We start from the raw sequence: 13,964 nt of genomic DNA on the forward strand, positions 1-13,964 counted from the left end.
AAAGGAGGAGTTAAGCCATGTCAGTAAAAGTCGCAATTAATGGCTTTGGAAGAATTGGAAGACTTTTTTTCCGCTCATGCTACGGAAATTCAGATATTGAAATTGTTGCGATTAATGACTTAACTGATTCTCACACCCTTGCCCATTTGCTTAAGTATGACTCAGTTCATGGTAAATTTGGAAACGAAGTTAAAACAGTCGGCAACAATATCTCAGTGGACGGCAAAGAAATAAGGGTATTTGCTGAAACATCACCAGAAAGACTTCCGTGGGGAGAACTCAATATTGATATAGTAGTTGAATCAACAGGAAGATTTACAGACAGAGCTGGAGCATCCAAGCATCTTGAAGCTGGAGCAAAATGGGTCATAATAACCGCTCCAGCAAAGGAAGAGGACATCACAGTGGTTATGGGAGTTAATCATCACATGCTTGATCCATACAAACACAAAATCATATCAAATGCCTCATGCACCACAAACTGTCTTGCACCAGTAGTTAAGGTTCTCCATGAAAATTTCGGTGTTGAAAGAGGTTTTGCAACAACAGTGCATTCCTATACAAATGACCAGAGAATCCTTGACCTTCCTCACAAAGACCTAAGACGAGCAAGGGCTGCAGCATTGTCAATGATACCAACCACCACAGGAGCAGCTAAAGCTGTTGGTAAAGTTCTTCCTGAGCTAAAAGGTAAACTTGATGGAATGGCTATAAGAGTTCCTACTCCAAATGTATCTTTGGTTGACTTGGTTGCCCAACTCAGTAAAGATGTTACTGAAAAAGATATCAATGATGCTTTGATAAAAGCTTCTCAAGAAGAGCTAAAAGGAATTCTTTATGTTACAGATGAACCCCTTGTTTCAGTTGATTTTAATGGCTCATCCTATTCATCAATTGTAGATTCTTTGGTAACAAAGGTCATTGAAGGAAGACTCGCAAAGGTTATATCATGGTATGACAATGAATATGGATATAGCTGCAGAGTAAGAGATTTAATACTTTATTTAATTAACAAGATTTAGGGAGGCTCTTATGGCACCATTCAATAATTCCTTTAACAAAATGACAATTGAAGATTTGCCCATTAAGGGTAAAAGGGTATTTATAAGAGTAGACTTCAATGTTCCCCTTGATGCGAATTTAATGATCACTGATGACAGACGCATTCGTTCAACTTTACCAACAATCAATTATGCAATTGATGAAGGAGCAAAGGTAATTCTTGCATCCCATCTTGGCAGACCAAAGGGAAAGATGGACCCCAAATTATCCTTAGCTCCTGTTGCAAGAAGACTTCAAAGACTTCTCAATAAAGAGGTGATTTTTGCACCAGACTGCATAGGTCCACAAGTTCAACAACTTGTCTCTAAAATGAAAGATGGCGATGTTTTACTGCTTGAAAACCTGAGGTTTCACATTGAGGAAGAGAAAAATGACGAAAAGTTTGCAAAGGAGCTTGCCTCTTTGGCAGATTTTTATGTCAATGATGCATTTGGAGCAAGCCATAGGGCGCATGCCTCAATTGTAGGGATTCCTAAATTTCTACCATCTGCTGCCGGTTTTCTGCTAAAAAGAGAGATTGAATATCTGAAAGGCGCTGTTGAATCTCCAATCAGACCCTTTGTTGTAATACTTGGTGGTGCAAAGGTAAGGGGGAAAATCGGAGTTCTTGAAAATCTTTCTGACAAGGCAGATAAAGTTATAATCGGTGGTGCGATGGCTTTTACATTTATAAAAGCTTTGGGATATGATGTTGGAAATTCAATTGTTGAAGATGATATGTTGGATTTTGCCCAGAAAACAATGGAAAAACTTCGCCAAAACAAGGTTAAATTTTATTTGCCAGTGGATGTTGTAGTTGCTCCAAGTATAGACAAAGTTACAGAAGCCAAAATATTACCCATTCAGGAAATTCCTCAAGATTGGGCAGGATTTGATATTGGACCTGCTTCAGTAAAACTCTTTACAGAAGCATTACACGATGCAAAGACAATTCTTTGGAATGGTCCAATGGGTGTTTTTGAGATAGATGCCTTTAGCAGAGGCACATTGGCATTAGCCCATGCAATTGCTAACTCTTACGCATTCACAATAGTTGGTGGCGGAGATACAGATTTTGCAGTCCATAAAGCAGGAGTGAGTGATTCAATATCTTTTATATCAACAGGAGGAGGAGCTGCTTTACAGCTCCTTGAAGGCAAGGAATTAGTCGGACTTGCTGTGCTTCCATCAAAGAAAAAGGATTAATAGAATGAAATGGGGTGGTCATCACAGATGATCACCCCTTCTTTTTCAACAGCATTCTTAATGTGCTTTGGTAAAGAAAACATACTCAGATGAGCATCAACATCATAAAACTTTAAAGTATTCTCTATACTCTCAAGCTTTTTATTTATTTTTTCCATCTGGGCATCAGGATTTAAAGTTTTTGATGCAAGCACAAAACCCCACGGAGCAAAAAAAGACGGCACAAAGGTTATATATGGTTTAACATATGGGAACACCTGTTTTACAGTCTTTGCTATTGAAACAAAGACTTTTATATTATTAATCGCCGTAGATGCAGCCTGAGTTACCATCATTCCATCTTTAGTAAGAGCATCTCTCACCTTTTCATAGAATTCTTTTGTATATAACATAAATGCAGGACCATCTTCAGCTGGCTCAGGCAGATCCAAAATGATAACATCAAAATAATTCTTCGTTTTTTCAATATAAGCTCGCGCATCATCTATAATCAACCTGACCCTCGGATCATCAAAAGCATTCAAACTCCATTCCGGCAAATATTTTTTTGACACATCCACAACAGTTTCATCAAGGTCAACCATTACTATTTCCTTAACGGGATATTTCAAAATCTCTCTTAAAGTTGCTCCCTCTCCACCACCTGCTACAAGAACTCTTTCCACGCAGTCACTCAACATCATCACTGGATGCACCAGAGATTCATGATAAATAAACTCATCTCTTTCTGTTGACTGCATTTTACCGTCAAGAAGCAAACATCGCCCGAACTGCCCAGTGCGAATGACTTCAATTTTTTGATATTGAGACTCTCCCGCGTATATAATTTCCTTTAAAGAATGAAGAAGAACCTCGTCTTCGGATGTTTGCTCAATATACCATTTGTAATTCTTCATGGCACACCTTATGGGGCAATTTTTCATTCTTATAAGAAATTATTCCCCTTTTCATCTCAACGATGGATGGATTTTGACACTCAAAAGCCTCAATAATATACTGTGCAGCTATCTCAGGCTTTATCGTATCGCCGCATGTAAATACATCTACTGCAGCAAATCCATACTCTGGCCATGTATGAATTGTCAAATGGGACTCGGCAATAACAACCACACCGCTAATGCCGAATGGGCTGAATTCATGGAAGTTGATGTTAATTATTGTTGCATTGGCTTTTTTTGCTGCATCAACCAGAATGGTTTGAACACTTTCAAGATCCTTGAGGATCTCAGGATTGCAATCTTTCATTTCAATTAAAAGATGGGTCCCTAAAGCATACAATTTGCTACCTCCTCCCAAAGGTATGAAGGCAGGGACAAAGCCCCTGCAAACTATATATGATAATGTAAAAAAAATTTTTTTGTCAAATAAAAAATGCCATCATGTGGTTACTATATTAAAATGTCATCTGTTTTTACTAAATTGAAATGTCACATATATGTTAACCTCCTTCTTTTAGGCAAGCAATCTAAAGGAAGGAGGTTTTATGGAGAAAAAAATACATTTTTACGGAGGAAGAATTGAAGAGGTTTGAAGTAATGAATCAAGTCTTATCAGGCTTTTTAACCCTTAAACAAGCTCAGGAGATATTAGGGTTGAGTTACAGACAGGTTTTAAGGCTAAAGGAGAGGTTCAAGTTTCAGGGTTTTGAGGGGCTTTTAAGGAAAATACCTGAGCCACCCACAGCCCTAAAGATTGACTCTTCCGTCAAGGATGAGATCATAAGCTTGAGAAAGTCTTTGTACTGGGATTTCAACATACTTCACTTTAAGGATAAACTTAAGGATGTTCATGACATTAACTTAAGCTATGAAAGTATAAGAAAGATATTGATACAGGAAGGGTTACATGAACCTAAGAAGAAAAGAAAAGTATACCGAAGGAGAAGGAGGATGCCTAAGGCAGGAATGCTTGTGCAGATGGATTCATCTCAACATAGGTGGATTGAAGGTATTGGGCAGCAATGGTGGCTTGTAGCAATGATAGATGATGCAGATGGATTTGTGTATGCTGAATTTCATCCATCTGAGACAGTATGGGCAAATATGTCAGTAATAAGAGCATATATAGAGCAAAGAGGTGTCTTTATGGCTTTATACACTGATAAAGCCTCTCACTTTAGGACAACAAGACATGGAGGACTTCACTATCATGTTGAAGTACAACATAAAGAAACCCAGATTGCAAGAGCATTAAATGAATTGGGGATTAAACTAATCAATGCAAATACTCCGCAGGCAAAAGGAAGAGTTGAACGTAAGTTTAGATTTTTTCAGGACAGGCTTATTAAGGAGATGAGATTAAGTGGCATAAGGGATTATGATGAGGCTAACAAGTTTCTCAAAGAGGAATTTCTTACATGGAGTAACAGTAGATACACTCTTTCTGTAGAGAGTCTTTATATGCCGGTGGCTAAAGAAAAAGACCTTGACCTTGTCTTTTCAATAAAACATCCAAGAAAAGTGAACAAAGACAACACATTAAGATACTGTGGAGGAGTTTATCAGATACTTCGTGTAAAGGGAATTAAGAGCCTTGCAGGCAAATGGGTAGAGGTTTGTGAACTTAGAGACGGTAGAATGGAGATATTATGGGAAGGCAAACGTATAGGATATTCAGAAATAAAAGGATTAGATAAGACAGAAAAAGAGAGACTTAAAGAGAAAGAAGAGATTTTAAATCTCAGGACTTATATAGAGGAACAGAGAGAGCAGAAGGAAAAGAAAAAATATAAACCTGCAGCTAATCACCCTTGGAGGAGAAGCTTAAAATAAAATGTGACATTTTAATGTAGTAATAAAGTGTGACTTGACTTTAGTAATAACACTAAAAAATGCCATCAAAATAGAAATAGACTTCAGACAATGAAAGTCATAATTTTCCGATTTGCAGAGATTTAGTATAAGCAATTTTGATATAATAAAATCAAATACTTGGGAGTTTAAAATGGACCTCGTAGTTGAAAAAATAAAATACACATATGAAGATTATTTAAAATTGCCTGATGACAAAAGGTATGAACTCATTGAAGGAGAATTAATTATGACGCCTTCACCAGTGCCAATGCATCAAAGAATCGTTGGAAAACTATTTTTTGCTATCAAACGTTTTGTAATTAAAAATAATTTCGGTTAAGTCTTCATAGCTCCTCTTGATGTTTATTTTGATGATGAAAATGTTGTTCAGCCAGATATTATATTTATATCAAACGATAGAAAAGAAATTATCAAAGATAAAAACATTCAGGGTGCGCCAGACCTTGTAATAGAGACACTTTCTGAGGTTACTGTATACAGGGATTTGATTATTAAAAAGAAGCTTTATAAAAAATACGGAGTTAAAGAATACTGGATAGTCGCCCCAGAACATAAGTTTGTTGAAATATATCTTCTGAAGAATGGACAATTCAGCACATTAAAAACTTACAACGAAAAAGACACTTTGGAGTCTGAAGTCATTGCAGGATTGAAAATTAATTTGAATGAAATTTTCAGTGAAAGTTAAATTATGCTATTTTCAAGCATCATCGCACTTCTATCAAAACAATGAGTGAGCAATCCCCTTGTTAATCCCTTAGAGCATTGGTAAGAACCATAGTGTCCATTTGTCAATACAGTCACTGCGAGCCCCTGTTGCGAGCGATAGCGTGGCAATCTGGGGCGAAGCAGTCTCTAATTGGTAATTGGTGGATGGTGATTAGTGAATGGTAAATAGTGAACACCTCTCCGTCATTGCGACTCCGAGCGAAGTGAAGCAATCTCTAAACATTCGTAATACGTAAAAAGTGAGAAGTGAGGAGTGAAAGGCAAAAGAGAGATTGCTTCGGCATCCCTTCGGTCTGCCTCGCAATGACTGATAGAGAGAGCGCTTGCAACGACGACTGGGGTTGTCATTGCGAGCCTGCCGTTTATTTTTTTCCCGTCATTGCGAGCCTGCCGACAGGCAGGCGAAGCAATCTCATAAAAAGAAAGTATAGCCTCAGAAATAAATTCTCTCGCAATGTCCATATATCTATCATACGATGACGATTAAGAGGCATAGCTCACAATAACAATTAAAAATTTTTATTTTTCAAAAGGTTTTAGCAATTTTTAGATTTCTATCTTCATTTTACGGACAAACCTCCGAAATTGCCTTTTTTAGGTCTAATTTTTTAAACTATTTTATGTTGCAGCAAGATAAATCGCTTAATTTAACTAAGGAGGAATTTCTCAAGCTTGCAAAAAAATTCAATGTAATCCCCCTTTACAAGGAGATTATTGCAGACTTAGATACTCCTGTAGGTGCTTTTCTTAAACTTAATCGGAGTCCTTCTTTTCTTCTTGAGAGTGTTCAAGGAGGTGAAAAGTGGGGAAGATACTCAATAATTGGAATAGAACCTTCTGTAATAATCACTGCTGAGGGAAGAAATGTAACCGTCGTTGAAAATATAGCCTCTTCAAAAAGCGAATTTACTGAACAAGATATCCTGCCTTTTGATTTCTTAAAAAAATACTTCAACAAATACAAGCCCTATTTTGCTCCAGAGCTTCCAAGATTCTACGGAGGAATGGTTGGGTATATTTCATACGACACAGTAAAACTCTTTGAAAAAGTTCCTGACACTTCAAAGCCTTGTTTAAAGATGCCAGATATATATCTCATGATTCCTCAAACCGTGCTAATTTTTGATAATCTCAAGCAATCAATTAAAATTGTATTCAATGCCTTTATTAGCGATAATCCTGAAATGACTTACAAAGAAGCTATTGAAAAAATAGAGAAGCTAATCTCTGATTTAAAAAGTCACGAAGATAAGAGATTTAGAACATATCTTACTGCTCCAGAAAAACAACAAACCATATTAAAAAATTTTAAGTCCAATTTCACAAGGGAGAAATTCATAGAAGCTGTCCAAAAGGCTAAGGATTATGTATTAAGTGGAGATGTTGTTCAGGTCGTGCTTTCTCAAAGATTTGAAGCAGATACAAAAGCTCATCCCCTTGATATATATAGAATTTTACGGATTATCAACCCATCGCCATACATGTTTTATATTGATACAGGCAAAGATTTCCTTGTAGGCTCCTCTCCTGAAATTCTCGTAAGGCTTGAAGAAGGCAAAATTACTTTAAGGCCAATTGCTGGAACTCGTCCCAGAGGAAAAACTGATGAGGAAGACCTCGCCCTTGAAAGAGAGTTATTGAGCGATGAAAAAGAACAAGCTGAGCATATAATGCTTGTTGATCTTGGAAGAAACGATGTTGGCAGAGTTGCAGAAATAGGCTCTGTAAGCGTCACTGAACTGATGACAATTGAAAGATACAGCCATGTAATGCATATTGTAAGCAATGTTGAAGGAAAGCTTAGGAAAGGGCTTGACATGTTTGATGTATTTATGAGTTGCTTTCCCGCAGGCACAGTAACAGGTGCACCAAAGGTGAGAGCCATGCAAATTATTGAAGAACTTGAGCCAACAAAGAGAGGTCCCTATGCTGGTGCAATAGGTTATTTTGGATTTGGTGGAAATATGGACATGTGCATTGGCATAAGAATGCTTTTAATAAAAGACAATAAGGTATATGTGCAAGCAGGTGCAGGAATTGTTGCGGACTCCAAGCCTGAGATGGAGTATGAGGAAACAGTCAATAAAGCCAAGGCAATGCTTAAAACATTGCAGTTTCTGCAGAATGGAGGGCAAGATTGATTTTAATCATTGATAACTACGACTCCTTTACATACAATCTTTATCAATACGTTGGTGAAATAAGTATCAAAACAGAAGTAATAGTCTACAGAAATGATGAAACCTCAATTGAAGAAATAGAAAAGCTCTCACCAGAAAAAATCATAATTTCACCCGGACCATGCACTCCTCATGAGGCAGGTATTTCAATAAATGTTATAAAGCATTTTGCAGGTAAAATCCCAATTCTTGGAGTATGTCTCGGACATCAAGCAATCGGAGCTGCTTTTGGAGGAAAAATAATTCGTTCACCTGAGATAATGCATGGTAAGACTTCATTAATTTATCACGATGGAAAGACAATCTTTGAAAATCTTCCCAATCCATTCCTTGCAACAAGATACCATTCATTGGTCATTGAAAAAGAGACTCTACCAGAATGTTTAACAATATCAGCTTGGACATCAAATGGCTTGATTATGGGAGTAAGACATAAAGAATTTAAGATTGAAGGAGTGCAGTTTCACCCAGAAAGCATATTGACAAAAGTTGGAAAAGATTTGTTGAGAAATTTTCTAAAGTTGTAGTGGAGGCTTCATGATAATTGAAGAGGCAATAATTAAACTTAGCAAAAGGGAAAATCTTTCCGATGAAATCATAAGAAAAAGCTTCATTGAAATCATTGAGGGAAAAGCCTCTGATGTTCAAATTTCAGCCTTTTTGATGGGACTTTCAGTTAAAGGAGAGACTGAAGAGGAAATAACAGAAACTGTAAGGCTTTTCAGAGAATATGCTGTAAAAATAAATGCTCCTGAAGGAACAATTGATGTGGTTGGAACAGGAGGAGACCGCTCAGGCACATTCAATATTTCAACTGCAACAGCTTTTGTTTTAGCTGGAGCAGGTGCTCCTGTTGCAAAACATGGAAATCGTTCTGCATCAAGCCTTTGTGGAAGCATAGATGTTCTTGAGCAGATAGGAATTAAGGTTGACATGAAACCAGAGACTGCTGAAAAATGCCTATGGGAATGCGGAATTACTGTCCTTTTTGCTCCCCTTTATCATCCTGCAATGAAAAGAGTTGTTCCAATAAGAAAAGAGCTTAAAATAAGAACAATATTTAACATTCTTGGACCTATGCTCAATCCTGCTCAGGTTAAACGACTTCTTTTGGGTATTTTTTCAAAAGACTACATGGAAGTGATTGCAAAGGTGCTTTTGAGGCTTGGAGTTGAGGATGTTATTGTAATTCACAGCGAAGAAGGACTTGATGAAGCATCTATATCTGGAAAAACATATATTGCAAGAGCTAAAAATGGAAAAATAGATTTATTAACAATTACACCTGAAGATGCTGGTTTAAAAAGAGCATCTATTGAGGAAATTAAAGGTGCAGACAAAATTGAAAATGCCAAAATAATTTTAGAAATTCTTAAAGGCTCAGAAGGTCCAAAAACAGATATCGTGCTTCTTAATTCTGCCTTAGCTCTTATGGTTGCTGGAAAAGCTTCTGATTTAAAAGAGGGAGTTGAAATTGCTAAGGAATCAATAAAAAGCGGAAGAGCTTATGAGAAATTTGAGACTCTAAAAAAACTCTCAAATGCTTTATAAAATCATAGCAACTGTTTTTTTCATTGGCTACATTCCATTTGCACCTGGGACATTCGGTTCAGCCTTTGCATTGGCTTTGCTTTTATTGCTGAAGCCCTCTCATGAAGCAGTATTTGCTATGTTAATCTTGTCTTTTATGCTTGGCATTTTTTCAGCCCACAGACTTGAAAAGCAGATTGGAAAGAGCGATCCTTCGTGTGTAGTAATTGATGAGTTTGCTGGTTATCTTACATCTGTTCTTTGGATTCCACTTACCATTCAAAACCTTTTAATTGCCTTTGTTCTTTTTAGATTTTTTGATATACTTAAGCCTCCTCCTATTAGGCAGATTGAAAAACTTGCCTCAGGAGGATTTGCAATAATGATTGATGATGTAATTGCAGGAGCTATCACAAATATTTTAATGAGAATTTTCAATTAAAACTTCATTGTGCTATTATATTTCATGCGACTATTTATTGCCATAGAGCTTCCTGAAAATATCAAACAATTTCTATCTGAGCTTGTATCCCTTAAAGCTCCTGTGGAAGGAATCAATATAGTGCCAAAGGAAAATTTTCATATTACCCTAAAGTTTCTTGGTGAGGTTCAAGAAGAAATAATATCGCAAATAAAGGCTTCTCTTCTTGAATTAGCAAAGGAAGTCGCTCCTTTCAACCTCAAAATAACTTATCCCGGAGTATTTCCAAATAGTTCAAAAGCAAGAATCATATGGATAGGAACAGATATAAATCAAGAGCTTAAAAAGCTCGTATCAAAAATTGAAGAAAGCATGGCTCAGTATGGTTTTAAAAAGGAAGAGAAAGAATTCACCCCCCATATCACCCTTGCGAGGGTTAAAAACTTTCAAAATGGAAGATACCTTTTTTACAAAATTTCAAAAACATTCAAAGAAAAGATGACATCAGAACTTATATTTGATGTAAATGAGTTTGTGCTTATGAAAAGCACTCTTACTCCTTCTGGTTCAATATACGAGGCTCTTTGTAAATTTCGTTTTGGCGAGCAAGTTTTTGTATAATAAAAAATTCCATGCTTGATGATATTTTCAAAAAATACAATGTGAAAATAGCTTATCTTTTTGGTTCTCAGATGAAAGAGGGCTTAAAATTTTTGAAAGGAGAAAAATACAAAGTCAAAAAAGGCTCTGACCTTGATATTGGTGTTGTATTTGAAGAGCTTCCAACCAATAAAATCTCTGTTTATGGTGACTTATATATTGAGCTTTCAAAAGCGTTTGATCCCTTTGAGATTGATTTGGTTTTTTTGCAGGAAACAGATTCACTTTTTCAGTATGAGGCAATTAAGGGAATGTTAATTTACTCAGAAGATGAGGAATTTTTGGAAAATTACGAAGAAATTGTTATGAAAAAGGCTGAAGATTTATCCTTTAAACAAAAAGAAATTTTTAAGGATTTCCTTGAGGCTATAAAAGATGGTTATCGCAAGATTGAACTTAAATAAAATTCAAAAAATTTTATCTCTTATACAAGAGTATCTTGTAGAGATAGAAAGTCTTGCTCAGTTGAGTTTAGAAGAATTCCTTGCAGATAAAAAAACTCAAGCTGCAGCAGAGAGTTTTTTAAGAAGAGCACTTGAGGCAATTTTTGATATTTCCAGACATATTCTTTCAAAAACATACAACTTCAAAGAGTTAGAATACAAAAGAATAGCAAATGAGCTTGGTAAAAAAGGCATAGTAGATAAAGATTATGCTGAAATTTTAATAAAGATGGCAGGCTATAGAAATAGAATGGTTCATTTCTATCATGAAATTCCGCCTGAAGAGCTTTACGCAATCATAAAAAATCATCGTAGTGATATAGAAAGATTTATAAATGAAATTCAAAAATTTTTATCAAAAATACAGGAGGAGAATAATGCGTAGAATTTTACTTTCAGAAAAAGATTTGCCAAGGCAGTGGTATAATATACAGGCTGATATGCCTAAGCTTCCTCCACCGCCACTTCATCCCCAAACCAAGAAACCAGTTTCTCCAGATGATTTAAAAGTTATATTTCCTATGTCCCTTATTGAACAGGAAGTAACTCAACAAAGATGGATAGATATTCCTGAGGAAGTTTTAAATATTTATGCGAGCTTCAGACCAACTCCCCTTTACAGAGCAGAAGGACTTGAGAAAGCTTTGAATACTCCTGCAAAAATCTATTTTAAACACGAAGGATTTGGACCTGCTGGAAGTCATAAAACAAACACATCAATACCACAGGCTTACTACAATAAAAAGGAAGGAATAAAGAGAATTGCTACAGAGACAGGAGCAGGGCAATGGGGTTCTGCTCTTGCATTAGCAGGAGCTTTAATGGGAATTGAGGTAACTGTTTACATGGTCAGAGTCAGTTACAATCAAAAGCCCTACAGAAGGATAATGATGGAAACATGGGGAGCAAATGTTTATCCATCCCCTTCCGATAAAACTGAATCGGGCAGAAAAATTCTTCGGGAAAATCCTGACCATCCAGGAACATTAGGAATTGCTATTTCTGAAGCAGTTGAAGATGCAGCAACTCATAATGACACTAATTATGCACTTGGCTCAGTGCTTAACCATGTTCTGCTTCATCAGACAATTATTGGGCTTGAATGCAAAAAACAGTTTGAGCTCATAGGGGAGTATCCAGATATAGTAATTGGCTGCTGTGGTGGAGGAAGCAATCTTGGTGGAGTAAGCTTTCCATATCTTTATGACAAAATTCACGGTAAAGATTTAAGAGTCATTGCAGTTGAGCCTTCCTCATGTCCAACACTTACAAAAGGTGAATTTAGATATGATTATGGAGATACAGCAGGACTAACACCTTTTCTTATGATGTATACCTTAGGACATGATTTTGTTCCACCGGGAATTCATGCAGGCGGACTCAGATATCATGGCGATTCTCCGCTTGTAAGCCAGTTATGTAATGATGGATTGATTGAAGCTGTGGCTGTGGGACAAACCGCAATATTTGAAGCTGCAATACTTTTCGCAAGGACTGAGGGAATTATTCCAGCACCTGAAAGTGCCCATGCAATCAGAGTCGCTATTGATGAGGCTTTAAAAGCAAAGGAGGAGGGAAAAGAAAAAGTAATACTCTTTAATTTAAGTGGCATAGGATTTCTTGATCTTCCATCCTATGAGGCATATCTTTCTGGAAAGTTACAGGACTTTGAATATCCTGATGAGAAGATTAGAGAATCCCTATGCAGATTGCCAGAGATTAAAATTTAAATCAAAGGCTTTTTTTCGTTTTTCCAAATACTTTTTAAAACTACAGGTGCAAGCAGTGTTGTAAGGGCAACGACAAAGATTATTACTGCATAAAGGGTATTATCGTATATTCCGCTTAGCCTGCCAAACTCTGCGAATATAAGTCCTACTTCTCCTCTTGGAAGCATAGAAAAGCCAACACTTAACTTTTCTCTCATGTTGCCCTTTACAAAAAAGCCTGCTACTAACTTGGTTACAAGGGCAACGATGAAAAATACAGCACTCATCAGATAAAAATTTAATGAAGTGAAATCTATTGCCTTAAGATTTAACTGAAGTCCTACATAAACAAAAAAGATAGGCGTGAAAAGCCATATTAGTGGATTTAAAGACTCTTCAGTCTTATGTATAATCTCTTTGTCAGCCTGAAAGGCTGCTGCAAATGGAATTGTAAACCTTCTTGAAAAGGCTATTCCTGCAGTAAAAGCACCAAGTATTTCTGGAGAACCTATTTCATGGGCTGCGTATGCAAAAAGCAAAATTATAGCTATAACAACAGGTGGAACAAAATCAAGGGTATTAAGCTTTTTTGATAAATTACTCACAAAATAAGCAAATATTTTACCTATTATAGGAGCTACAATGAAAAATGTTCCTATGTATAAAACTAAAATTAGTGTGGCATTGACATTTATCTCCAGAGATTTTGAAAACTCATAGAGAGCTGCAAGAACGACAACACCAAATATATCATCAAGGACAGCTGCACCAAGCACAATCTGAGCAAATCTTTCCTTCATTTTATCAATATCCTTAAGAACTCTCACAGTAATGCCTATGCTTGTTGCAGTAAGAGTTCCGCCAATGAATAAAGATGTGATTAGTGGGAAATTAAATACATAATAAGAAACTAAAAAGCCTGTTATCATTGGAGCCAGCGCACCTGTTATTGCAACCATTGCAGCGGAGAAACCCACTTTCTGCAGTTGCTTTAAATCTGCTTCAAGTCCGATATGAAACAACAGTAAAATAATTCCAAGCTCTGCAAGAAGCTTCATTACATCACTTAAAGGAATTATTCCTAATACACTTTGTCCCAAAATTATTCCGACAAAGATCTCTCCCAAAACAGACGGAATACCAAATTTTGCGAAAATATCACCTGTTAGCCTTGCAGTAAATAGAAGGATTGCAAGATATAGAAATATCAGATGTAAATCCATGTAATATTA

The 13,964-nt window shown here is 36.5% G+C and carries 14 protein-coding genes and 1 pseudogene; 12 read left to right on the plus strand and 3 right to left on the minus strand.

The window, feature by feature from the left end:
* Positions 1-17: 17 nt before the first annotated feature.
* Positions 18-1,022: a type I glyceraldehyde-3-phosphate dehydrogenase gene (gene gap, locus ACYQ3P_RS04935; protein ID WP_460176831.1), complete on the plus strand. Its 1,005-nt coding sequence runs from the start codon at positions 18-20 to the stop codon at positions 1,020-1,022.
* Between the two features lie 10 nt (positions 1,023-1,032).
* Positions 1,033-2,247 carry a phosphoglycerate kinase gene (locus ACYQ3P_RS04940; protein WP_460176832.1) on the plus strand — a complete coding sequence of 405 codons (1,215 nt, stop codon included), beginning with the start codon at positions 1,033-1,035 and terminating at the stop codon, positions 2,245-2,247.
* Here ACYQ3P_RS04940 and speE read toward each other — a convergent pair.
* Both speE and speD read right to left on the minus strand, forming a co-directional pair.
* On the minus strand, positions 2,244-3,143 hold the full coding sequence (gene speE, locus ACYQ3P_RS04945; RefSeq protein WP_460176833.1) for a polyamine aminopropyltransferase: 900 nt from the start codon (positions 3,141-3,143) through the stop codon (positions 2,244-2,246). The genes ACYQ3P_RS04940 and speE overlap by 4 nt on opposite strands.
* Entirely contained in the window at positions 3,118-3,525 is a 408-nt protein-coding gene (speD, locus tag ACYQ3P_RS04950) for an adenosylmethionine decarboxylase (RefSeq protein WP_460176834.1), read from the minus strand. Before speD ends, speE begins: the two co-directional genes overlap by 26 nt.
* 239 nt (positions 3,526-3,764) lie before the next feature.
* Between speD and ACYQ3P_RS04955 the strand changes: the two genes are divergently transcribed.
* The 10 genes and pseudogenes from ACYQ3P_RS04955 to ACYQ3P_RS05000 all read left to right on the plus strand — a co-directional run bounded on the left by ACYQ3P_RS04955 (position 3,765) and on the right by ACYQ3P_RS05000 (position 12,753).
* Positions 3,765-5,018 (plus strand): ISNCY family transposase, encoded by a 1,254-nt coding sequence (locus ACYQ3P_RS04955; protein WP_460176835.1) that lies wholly within the window; start codon positions 3,765-3,767, stop codon positions 5,016-5,018.
* 172 nt (positions 5,019-5,190) lie between these two features.
* Positions 5,191-5,748 (plus strand): annotated as a pseudogene (locus ACYQ3P_RS04960) (Uma2 family endonuclease).
* A 661-nt stretch (positions 5,749-6,409) separates the two neighbouring features.
* Complete coding sequence (gene trpE, locus ACYQ3P_RS04965) at positions 6,410-7,930, plus strand: anthranilate synthase component I (RefSeq protein ID WP_460176836.1); 1,521 nt, start codon at positions 6,410-6,412, stop codon at positions 7,928-7,930.
* Entirely contained in the window at positions 7,927-8,496 is a 570-nt protein-coding gene (locus tag ACYQ3P_RS04970) for an anthranilate synthase component II (RefSeq protein WP_460176837.1), read from the plus strand. Before trpE ends, ACYQ3P_RS04970 begins: the two co-directional genes overlap by 4 nt.
* 10 nt (positions 8,497-8,506) lie before the next feature.
* On the plus strand, positions 8,507-9,520 hold the full coding sequence (gene trpD / locus ACYQ3P_RS04975) for an anthranilate phosphoribosyltransferase (RefSeq protein WP_460176838.1): 1,014 nt from the start codon (positions 8,507-8,509) through the stop codon (positions 9,518-9,520).
* Positions 9,510-9,941 carry a phosphatidylglycerophosphatase A family protein gene (locus ACYQ3P_RS04980; RefSeq protein ID WP_460176839.1) on the plus strand — a complete coding sequence of 144 codons (432 nt, stop codon included), beginning with the start codon at positions 9,510-9,512 and terminating at the stop codon, positions 9,939-9,941. The genes trpD and ACYQ3P_RS04980 overlap by 11 nt, the downstream gene beginning before the upstream one ends.
* A gap of 24 nt (positions 9,942-9,965) precedes the next feature.
* Positions 9,966-10,541, plus strand: a complete 576-nt coding sequence (gene thpR, locus ACYQ3P_RS04985; RefSeq protein WP_460176840.1) for an RNA 2',3'-cyclic phosphodiesterase — start codon at positions 9,966-9,968, stop codon at positions 10,539-10,541.
* Positions 10,542-10,552: 11 nt separating this feature from the next.
* Positions 10,553-10,984: a nucleotidyltransferase domain-containing protein gene (locus ACYQ3P_RS04990; protein ID WP_460176841.1), complete on the plus strand. Its 432-nt coding sequence runs from the start codon at positions 10,553-10,555 to the stop codon at positions 10,982-10,984.
* Positions 10,956-11,408, plus strand: coding sequence for a type VII toxin-antitoxin system HepT family RNase toxin (hepT, locus tag ACYQ3P_RS04995; RefSeq protein WP_460176842.1), 453 nt, complete (start codon positions 10,956-10,958; stop codon positions 11,406-11,408). The genes ACYQ3P_RS04990 and hepT overlap by 29 nt, the downstream gene beginning before the upstream one ends.
* The gene (locus tag ACYQ3P_RS05000) at positions 11,398-12,753 is read left to right on the plus strand and encodes a TrpB-like pyridoxal phosphate-dependent enzyme (protein ID WP_460178049.1); all 1,356 of its coding nucleotides are present in this window, start codon (positions 11,398-11,400) and stop codon (positions 12,751-12,753) included. The genes hepT and ACYQ3P_RS05000 overlap by 11 nt, the downstream gene beginning before the upstream one ends.
* Here ACYQ3P_RS05000 and ACYQ3P_RS05005 read toward each other — a convergent pair.
* Complete coding sequence (locus ACYQ3P_RS05005; RefSeq protein WP_460176843.1) at positions 12,750-13,955, minus strand: cation:proton antiporter; 1,206 nt, start codon at positions 13,953-13,955, stop codon at positions 12,750-12,752. The two genes, ACYQ3P_RS05000 and ACYQ3P_RS05005, sit on opposite strands and share 4 nt — an antisense overlap.
* Positions 13,956-13,964: the final 9 nt, after the last annotated feature.

It is taken from the genome of Thermodesulfovibrio hydrogeniphilus (genome assembly GCF_054657355.1).